We start from the raw sequence: 7,862 nt of genomic DNA, 5'->3' as shown, positions 1-7,862 counted from the left end.
CGCCAGCACCAGCGCGGTGATCGGGAAGAGCCTGTGCGCCATGCGGCCGACCCTACGGTGCGGTTCGGGCGTTCCGGGGCGGGCGACACACCTTGGGGACGAGCCGGTCGTGCGAAGACCGCGAAGTGGGTAGGAGGCCGGTTGCGCTCCGTGGTCGGGCGCCGAAACTTCCGGGGAGCATCGGGGGGAGAGGGATGGTCCGAAAGATCTTTGCGCTGGTCGCGCTGGTCGCGCTGGTGGCGGCCGGGTGCGGCGGGCACGACAGGAGCGCCGTGACCAGCGGGGCCCACGGCTCGTCGCCCGCCACCACGTCGGCCGCGACGACGTCGGCCTCGCCGGCGGCGTGCCCGTCGGAGCAGAACAAGAAGTTCGCCAAGACGCGGTTCGCGGCCGACGCGGGGCTGGCGTTCGGCGCGTTCCACCGGTGGATCTGGAAGCCGTACCAGGCGGGAACGTTCCAGTCGGGGGCCGAGGGCCGCACCGCCGCGATGGTGAAGGCCGCGGCGGCGGGCGCGTTCGCGCTGAACCGGCTGAACGCCGCCCGCAAGCTCGTCGACGACGACCCCACGCTGTGCAAGGCGCTCAAGCAGCCGCTGGACGCGCTGTGGAACAGCGTCAACGGGCTCACCGAGAAGCTGCGGTCGGGCAACCTGAACCCGGCGGAGATCGGCACGGTGGGCGGGGCGATCGACGCGTTCCGCGACCGGTCCAAGCAGGCGGGCACCGAGATCAAGGACCGCGAGCCGCCGTCCCTCGGCAACTAGGCCGTGTTTCAAAGCCCTGGCCCACGGCGCTCGCCCCGGGGGCTCGCACCTCACCAGGTCTTGGCGAGCGCGACATCGCTGCGCGATCTGACCTGCGGGCCCTCGCCTCCGGCGTCGGGCCCGCAGGTCAGGTAACGCGCTCGCGTGCGTGGCTGAGACCCACTTTGAAACAGGCCCTAGCCGGGCGTGCGCCCGGAACCCGCGGGATCGATGGCGTCGCGCGTCCGCCGCCGGTCCCGCGCCCGCCCGGGCGGGGCCGGTCAGGCCGGGGCGGGCCGGATCAGGCCTGGTTGGCGCGCTCGTTGTAGGTGCCGGTGTAATCCTGGCCGGACAGCTTCTGGATCTCGGTGATGATCTCGTCGGTGATGACGCGGCGGGCCTTGGCGGGCGGCAGGTCGCGGTAGTGCGAGAAGTCGATCGGCGCGCCGATGCGGACGGTGGGGCGGGGGCCGAGGAACCGCGGCCACTTCGCCCCGATCGGCTGGATCCGCTGGGTGCCGGTCAGGCCGATCGGCAGCACGCGGGCGCCGGAGGCCAGCACCAGCCAGCCCGCGCCGGTGCGGCCCCGGTACAGGCGGCCGTCGGGCGAGCGGGTGCCCTCGGGGTAGATCGCGAACGCGCCGCCGTTGTCCAGGATCTCCACGGCCTGCTCCAGCGCGCCCATGGCGGCGCGCTGCGCGCCGCGCTGCACCGGCACGTGCCCGAGCGTGGTCATGAACCACCGCGCGAACCGGCCCTTGAGCCCGGAGCCCTCGAAGTAGTCGGCCTTCGCGATGTAGGTCACCGGCCGGGGGATGGACAGCGGGATGATGAAGCTGTCGATGAACGACAGGTGGTTGCTGGCCACGATCAGCGGCCCGTAGTGCGGGACGTTCTCGACGCCCTCGACCCGCGGCCGGAAAAGCAGTCGCAGGATCGGCGCGACGACGCGCGACATGAACGTGTAGAACACCCAGCCTCCTGAATTCCGCACCGACACTGTAACCGCTGCGCGGAACGGCCTCGGTTGCGACGGCTGTCTTTCCGCCGTCCGGGTGTGTCACGAATTACGTTCACGCAGGTCGCGCGGCGGGCTCGTGAGATATACCACGCCAACTCGCGATCTTAGTGACTTCTCGACGGGTCGAATCCGTCCACCATTTCTTACCCAATAGTAAGTTTCTCGACGGTAGCTTTCCGGCGCATTACCGAAGGCGCAGGTCACCCGCCGACGCCCGGAGGCGGCCGCCGGGGGACCACCGCGGCCGGGTTGGCAGACCCGGCGCGGTGGGGGATCCTGGGAGGTCACCGGAAGCGGGTAGCGGGGTCCTGATACAACCCGGGGCGGGAGTTGGCCAATGGACTTCGACGTACATTTCATGCACCACGAGCGCTGCACCCTGGTCCGCGTCCAGGGCGAGCTCGACGTGGTGTCGCGCGAGCGGTTCGAGGAGGCGCTGTCCAGTGTGATCGATACCGGCGCTCCGACGGTGGTGGACCTCAGGCAGGTCACGTTCTGCGACTCCACCGGGCTGAACGCCATCGTGTCGGCCAACAAGCGGGCCGCCGAACACGGCACCCCGATCGCGTTGCTCTCTCCGCCGCAGCGGGTGGCCCGGGTCTTCCGCATCACCGGAGTGGACCGGTACATCCCCGTGTACGAGACGCTGCGCGAGGCGATCGGCGCCCTCCCGGTGCCGACCGCCGACTGAGGCCCGTCCGCGGTCCCCGGGCCGGGATCAGGAGCAGCCCTCGAACTGCGGCACGTTGTAGTTCGACTTGAGCTTCGCCTTGGCGAACCACTTGTCCAGCAGCTTCACGGCGGTCCCGGTCCGGTACATCTCGGTGAGCGCCCGGTTGACGGCCTCGCACCCGGCCAGGTCGCCCTTGCGCAGCCCGACACCGTACTTCTCGTCGGTGAACGGCGCGTTGACGATCTTCACCGGCGCCCCGGTCCCCGCCATCCCCGCGAGGATCAGGTCGTCGGTGGAGATGGCGTCCAGCTCCCCGGCGGTGAGCTTGCGCAGGCACTCGCCGTAGTTGGCGGCGTTGACGCGCGTGGCCTGCACCTTGCGCTCCTCGACCACGCGCCGCCAGGAGTTGGAGCCCTCCACCGCGCACATCTTGCGGCCGCCGAGGTCGCGCACGTTGTCGATGCCGTTCTCGCCGGCGCGGACCAGGGTGTCCTGGTGCGCGACGTAGTAGGGGCCGCCGAAGGTGACGACGTTCTTGCGCCGCTGGGTGATCGAGTAGGTCGCGAAGACCAGGTCCACCTCGCCGTCGCGCAACGCCTGCTCGCGCCGCGACGACGGCGTGGTGCGGAACGTGATCCGCTCCGGCGGGACGCCCAGCTGGCCGGCGACATAGGTGGCGACGTCCACGTCGAAGCCCTGGTAGCGGCCGTTCTTCTTCTCGCCCAGACCGGGCTGGTCCTCCTTGACGCCGATCACCAGCGACCCGCGCTTCTCGATCTTGTCGAGGATCGATCCGGGTCCGGGGTCGGTCAGCGCGCAGCCGGCGACCGCGCCGGTCGCGGCGAGCAGCGCCGCCGACAGCGCGGCCGGGGGGAGGGCGGGACGGGGAACGCGCATCGTGGGCTCCTTGCGGTCAGCGGAACTCGGCCAGCCGGGGCCGCACCCCGGCCAGCACCAGCACGGCGATGGCGACGGCCGAGCCGAGCGGCACCGCCTGCCAGCCGTCCAGGCCGCCCTCGGCTCCGGTGATGGCCCGGTCGAACGCGCGCCGGTGCTCGGTGGCCAGCTCGACCAGCGCGGAGTCGAAGGCGTCGAAGTCGCGGATGGCGCCCGAGTCGCGCCCCATCCGCAGCCTGATCGCCCCGGCACGGTCCCCCTTCTGGACCATCTGGCGGATGCGCTGGTCGTTGCGCAGCACGGCCCGGTAGTCCCGCAGCGCCCGGCCAAGCGCCCCGGTCTGGGCGGTGGTGCGGGTACGGCGGGCCTGTTCGCCGAGGAAGCCCAGGAACCGCGCGGTCCGGGGGGTGCCCCGGTAGGCGTTCAGGTCGCGTTCCACGGCCGGGTAGTAGCTCTCCAGGTTGACCGGCCTGCCCGGGTCGGGGTCGACGTACAGGACCGACAGCGCCTTGTCGAGGTAGATCTGCTCGTAGGTGTCGGCGCGCTTCGGGTCCAGCAGGAACCGGCTCTCGTCCGCGAACGCGCTGTGGCTGAGCGCCCGCGCCCGCGACAGCGTCAGCAGCGAGTCGAACCCGTCCACCTTGGCCCGTTTGAGATGCCCCGCCTGCGCCGACAGCATCATCGCGCCCGCCGCGACCAGCACGACGGTGGCGATCGTCGCCAGCGCGAGCGCCGGGTTGACCAGGCGGCGGAAGCCCCGCGCCAGCCACAGCTGGAGGCCGAGCAGCACCAGCAGCGCCGCCACGCCGGTCACCAGCACCCAGTTGCGGCCGTTGAGGACCGCGCCGCGCTCGTCCTCGTAGGACTGCCGGACGATCGCGCCGCTGTCGAGTGTGACGTTGTACGCCTTGGGCAGCACTTCCAGTTTCATCAGGTCGGTGGCCTGCCGGTACACCTCGATGACGGCGTCCCGGGGCGGACCGGCGGGCCGGTCGTCCTGCGCGGCCAGGGTGAGGGCCTCGCCGACCAGGCGTTCGTAGCGGCCGAGGCCGTCCAGGATCTCCCGGACGTTCTGCTGCCGCCGGTAGTCGCTGCCGGCGAGCTGCGCCGCCTTGATCGCGGCCTGGCCCGCCTCGGCGCGGCGCTGCTCGTAGCGTTGCAGCGACCCCTGGCGGCCGATGCCGAGCGAGTGCTCGCGGCCGATCAGCAGGATGTCGGCGACCTGCGCGTCCATGTCGCTGAGCGCGAAGTACAGGTCGCCGGTCGCCACGACGCTGGGACCGGCGTCGCGGCCGATGGTCCGCACGCCGTCGCGGGCGTTCTCGACGGCGCCGCCGACCACCGCGGCGACGACCGCGACGGCGGCGATCGCCAGCGCGGTCAGCAGCCGGATCCGTCCCGGAACGGTCCGCAGCCAGCGGCCCCGCGCGAACGTGACCAGGCGGCTCACCCGCGCCTCGGGCCGCTTGGCCGGCGGCTCGGGACGCTTGGTGGGGACCGCCGGATGCCGGGTCTCGGTTGCCGGTGTCGTCATGGCGCCGCCTGGTCTGGACTGAGGAGCGTGAAGATCGGGAGCTCGCGGGCGATCCTGAAAGCGACGAGGGAAGACCTGGAGCCCAAGCGCCAGGACCCGCCGCGCGGAGGCGCGGCAATCAGCACGGTCATGGCGCCGCCTGCTCTGGACGGAGGAGCGTGAAGGTCGGGAGCCTGCGAGCGATCGTGTGAGCGACGAGGGAGGACCCGGCGTTCCAGCGCCGGGACCGGCCGCGCGGAGGCGTGGCGATGGGCACGGTCATGGCGCCTCCTGGTCCGGACCGGGGAACGTCACGATCGGGAGCCTGCGAGCGGTCTCGGAACCGGCGGGGCGGGATCGGTCGCGCCGGAGGCGCGGCGATGGGCGGGTCATCGGGGTCCCTCCTCGGACGGGAGGACGGCCGTCAGGGTGATCGTGGTCCAGGCTCCCACGTGGATGCGGTCGCCGTCGCCGACGCGGACGGGTGTCCCGACCTCGATCGGCTCGGTCGCGTCGTTGACGGTGGTGCCGTTGGTGGAGCCGGGGTCGACCAGGTCCCAGGTGCCGTCGGCGCGGGCGCCGAGCACCGCGTGGGTGTGCGAGACGCCGGGGTCGGCGGGCGGTTCGCCGAGGTCGATGTCGGGGTCGATGCCGCGCGAGAGGCTGCGCCGCCCGATGAGGACCTTGCCGCCGTGCAGCGGGATCTCGCGCCGCACCCGCGCCTCGGGGAAGCGCAGCGCGGACGCGTCCGGGCCCTCCTGCGCGAGCACCCGTTCGAACTGGGCGCGGTCGACGGTCACCACGGCGATCCACCGGATCGGCTCGGGCGGGGCGGGCGGCGGGATCGTCCGCAGTTCGAAGTCGTAGCCGTCCACCTCGCAGAACCGGCCCGAACGCGGCGTCTCGCACATCGGGCACGACTCGGCGGGCGGCCGGGGCGGCAGCACCCTGGGCGGCCGTTCGCGCCGGCCCGCGGGTTCGCCGGGCGCGTCCCCGACCGTCTCCCCCGCGCCGGAGGGCGCCGACAGGTCGGCGCGCCGGGCTCCCTCCACGAGCTCACCGCACACCTCGCAGAACTGGTCGTCGGCGGAGGCGTGTCCGTTGGGGCAACGCGGCATGGCTCAGCTCCCGGTGCTCGGGGGGCGGCGACCACCGGTCCGCACGGTGCGGACCGAGCGGGTGTCGAGGGACATCTCGGCGGCCTTGTCCACATCCCGCTTGAGCCGGACGGTACCGGACTCCTCGTCCACGATGTCCACCACCTGTTCGAGGAGTTCGGAGATCTGCCGGTTGCCGACCTGGCGGGCGAGCACCACGGCGCGGCCGAGGCGGGCGGTGGCGGTCTCCTCGTCGCCCCGGCGGCGGGCCTCCAGCCCGCTCTGCACGGCCTCGGCCAGCTCGGACTGGCCGGTGTGGTGGGCGACGCGGCGGCTGATGCGGGTGGACTTGGCCTCGTCGTCGGTCCACTCGGCCAGGACGTTGGCGGGGCCGACCAGGCGTTCGCCGCCGTCGGGTTCGGGGACCACGAGCCGCACCCAGGCGGCGCGCATCTGGCGGCCGACGTCGCCGGGCTGCACCTCCACGCACAGGTGGTAGTCGCGGTCCTCGTCGCCCCACGCGCCGATCGGGTAGTCGCCGGTCTGGGGGCCGGAGACGGCGCGGCGGTCGGTGAGGTCCTCCACGACCGGCTCCATCTGCTTGAGGAAGCGGATGGTGGCGTTCTGCGGCGTCCACACCCGCAGCGCGACGTCGCCGACGGTCTTGTCCATCGCCCGCCCGGCCATCTCCCGGAAGTGCGCCTGGAGGTCGTCGGGGTGGCTGACGTCGAGGAACGTGCCCAGCAGCGCCGAGGAGATCTTGCGGAGCTCGGCGACCTCCCAGTCGGTCCCCACGCCGAACGCGTCGCAGGTGAAGTTGCCCTCGCACTCCTTCAGCGCCTGGTCGAGCTGCGCGGCGGACTCGTGCTGGTTCTTGCCGTCGGTGAGCAGGATCGCGTGCCGGATCGCCCCCTGCTGCTCGGCGAGCAGCCGGCCGGCCAGCCTCAGCCAGGAGCCGATGGCGGTGCCGCCGGCCGCCTCCAGCTTCTTGACGGCGGCCAGCGCGGCCTTGCGGGAACCGGCGTCCATCCTGGTCAGCCGCTCGTCCGGCGGGTAGATCATGCGGGGTTCGTTGGCGCCGGCGACCACCGCGAACCGGACGCCGTCGCGCAGCTCCCCCAGCGCCGCCGCGGCGGCCTTCCGCGCCGCGGCGATCTTCCCGGAGTAGGACATGGAGCCGGAGGTGTCGACGATGACGACCTCGGCGGCGTCGGCGGGCGCGCGCACCCGCGGCCCGGTCGCGCGCACCGTGACGATGGCGTGCATCTCCCGGCCGCCCGCCGGGAGGTAGGGGTTCTGGTCGATCTCGATGCCGAAGTCGGGGGTGGTGGGCTCGGGGAGGTCGCTCATCGGGGGGTCTCCCTGGTCGGTTCGGCCGGTTCCGGGGGTCGGGGGTAGGGGACGAGGGCGACGGTCACGTTGTCGTGGCCTCCGGCGTCCAGCGCGGCGCGGACCAGCGCGCGGGCGGCGGCCAGCGGCGCGCCCGCCGGGTCGGGCACGGTGTCCAGCACGGCGGCGAGGTCGGCGGGCTCGGGCAGGTGGCCCCACAGCCCGTCGCTGCACACCAGCAGCACGCCCGGCGCGGTCGGGGTGAACGTCGCCACGTGCGGCTCGACGACGTCGGCGTCCGCGCCGAGCCAGGCGGTCAGCAGGTGCGCGCGGGGGTCGGCCCACGCCTCCTCCGGCGTCAGCGCGCCGCGCGCGATCATCCGCACCGCCCAGGTGTCGTCGCGGGTGAGGAGGCGGTCGTCGTTGCAGCGCAGCCAGTAGGCGCGGCTGTCGCCGACCCAGGCGACGGTGACGCTGTCGGCGGTCGCGACGGCCGCGACGAACGTGCAGGCGGGCGAGGCGTCCCCGGCCGCGCCGCGGGACGCGTCGGCGGCGAGCCCGCGGACCGCGTCGGCGGCGCTGCGGACGG

General features: G+C 73.2%; 8 protein-coding genes. 2 read left to right on the top strand and 6 right to left on the bottom strand.

Annotated features, from left to right (window positions below; translation table 11 throughout):
- Positions 1 to 194 precede the first annotated feature (194 nt).
- Positions 195 to 764, top strand: a complete 570-nt coding sequence (locus AKI01S_RS47240) for a hypothetical protein (RefSeq protein WP_067833300.1) — start codon at positions 195 to 197, stop codon at positions 762 to 764.
- Positions 765 to 1,044: 280 nt separating this feature from the next.
- Here AKI01S_RS47240 and AKI01S_RS47235 read toward each other — a convergent pair whose 3' ends face one another.
- Complete coding sequence (locus AKI01S_RS47235; protein WP_067833295.1) at positions 1,045 to 1,716, bottom strand: lysophospholipid acyltransferase family protein; 672 nt, start codon at positions 1,714 to 1,716, stop codon at positions 1,045 to 1,047.
- Between the two features lie 385 nt (positions 1,717 to 2,101).
- On the opposite strand from AKI01S_RS47235, the gene AKI01S_RS47230 reads away from it, so the two are divergent.
- Positions 2,102 to 2,455 carry an STAS domain-containing protein gene (locus tag AKI01S_RS47230; protein WP_067833291.1) on the top strand — a complete coding sequence of 118 codons (354 nt, stop codon included), beginning with the start codon at positions 2,102 to 2,104 and terminating at the stop codon, positions 2,453 to 2,455.
- Between the two features lie 27 nt (positions 2,456 to 2,482).
- Here the strand turns inward: AKI01S_RS47230 and AKI01S_RS47225 are convergent, their stop codons facing one another.
- The 5 genes from AKI01S_RS47225 to AKI01S_RS47205 form a co-directional block, all read right to left on the bottom strand.
- Positions 2,483 to 3,334, bottom strand: coding sequence for a glutamate ABC transporter substrate-binding protein (locus tag AKI01S_RS47225; protein ID WP_067833288.1), 852 nt, complete (start codon positions 3,332 to 3,334; stop codon positions 2,483 to 2,485).
- Positions 3,335 to 3,350: 16 nt separating this feature from the next.
- Entirely contained in the window at positions 3,351 to 4,868 is a 1,518-nt protein-coding gene (locus AKI01S_RS47220) for a GlnX family signal transduction membrane protein (protein ID WP_067833286.1), read from the bottom strand.
- A gap of 368 nt (positions 4,869 to 5,236) precedes the next feature.
- Entirely contained in the window at positions 5,237 to 5,965 is a 729-nt protein-coding gene (locus tag AKI01S_RS47215; protein ID WP_067833282.1) for an FHA domain-containing protein, read from the bottom strand.
- Positions 5,966 to 5,968: 3 nt separating this feature from the next.
- Entirely contained in the window at positions 5,969 to 7,294 is a 1,326-nt protein-coding gene (locus AKI01S_RS47210) for a VWA domain-containing protein (RefSeq protein WP_067833278.1), read from the bottom strand.
- Positions 7,291 to 7,862 (bottom strand): PP2C family protein-serine/threonine phosphatase (locus AKI01S_RS47205; protein ID WP_174567482.1); only part of this gene is annotated, 572 nt, incomplete at its 5' end. The genes AKI01S_RS47210 and AKI01S_RS47205, both read right to left, overlap by 4 nt.

Source organism: Actinomadura kijaniata NBRC 14229, assembly GCF_001552175.1.
Taxonomy (GTDB): Bacteria; Actinomycetota; Actinomycetes; order Streptosporangiales; family Streptosporangiaceae; genus Spirillospora; species Spirillospora kijaniata.
Note: the sequence above shows the minus strand (reverse complement) of the source record. Positions and strands in the feature narration are given on the sequence as shown.

Coding starts and splice junctions, on each gene's coding strand:
- AKI01S_RS47240 (WP_067833300.1), top strand. CDS start 195: ATGGTCCGAAAGATCTTTGCGCTGGTCGCGCTGGTCGCGCTGGTGGCG.
- AKI01S_RS47230 (WP_067833291.1), top strand. CDS start 2,102: ATGGACTTCGACGTACATTTCATGCACCACGAGCGCTGCACCCTGGTC.
- AKI01S_RS47225 (WP_067833288.1), bottom strand. CDS start 3,334: ATGCGCGTTCCCCGTCCCGCCCTCCCCCCGGCCGCGCTGTCGGCGGCG.
- AKI01S_RS47220 (WP_067833286.1), bottom strand. CDS start 4,868: ATGACGACACCGGCAACCGAGACCCGGCATCCGGCGGTCCCCACCAAG.
- AKI01S_RS47215 (WP_067833282.1), bottom strand. CDS start 5,965: ATGCCGCGTTGCCCCAACGGACACGCCTCCGCCGACGACCAGTTCTGC.
- AKI01S_RS47210 (WP_067833278.1), bottom strand. CDS start 7,294: ATGAGCGACCTCCCCGAGCCCACCACCCCCGACTTCGGCATCGAGATC.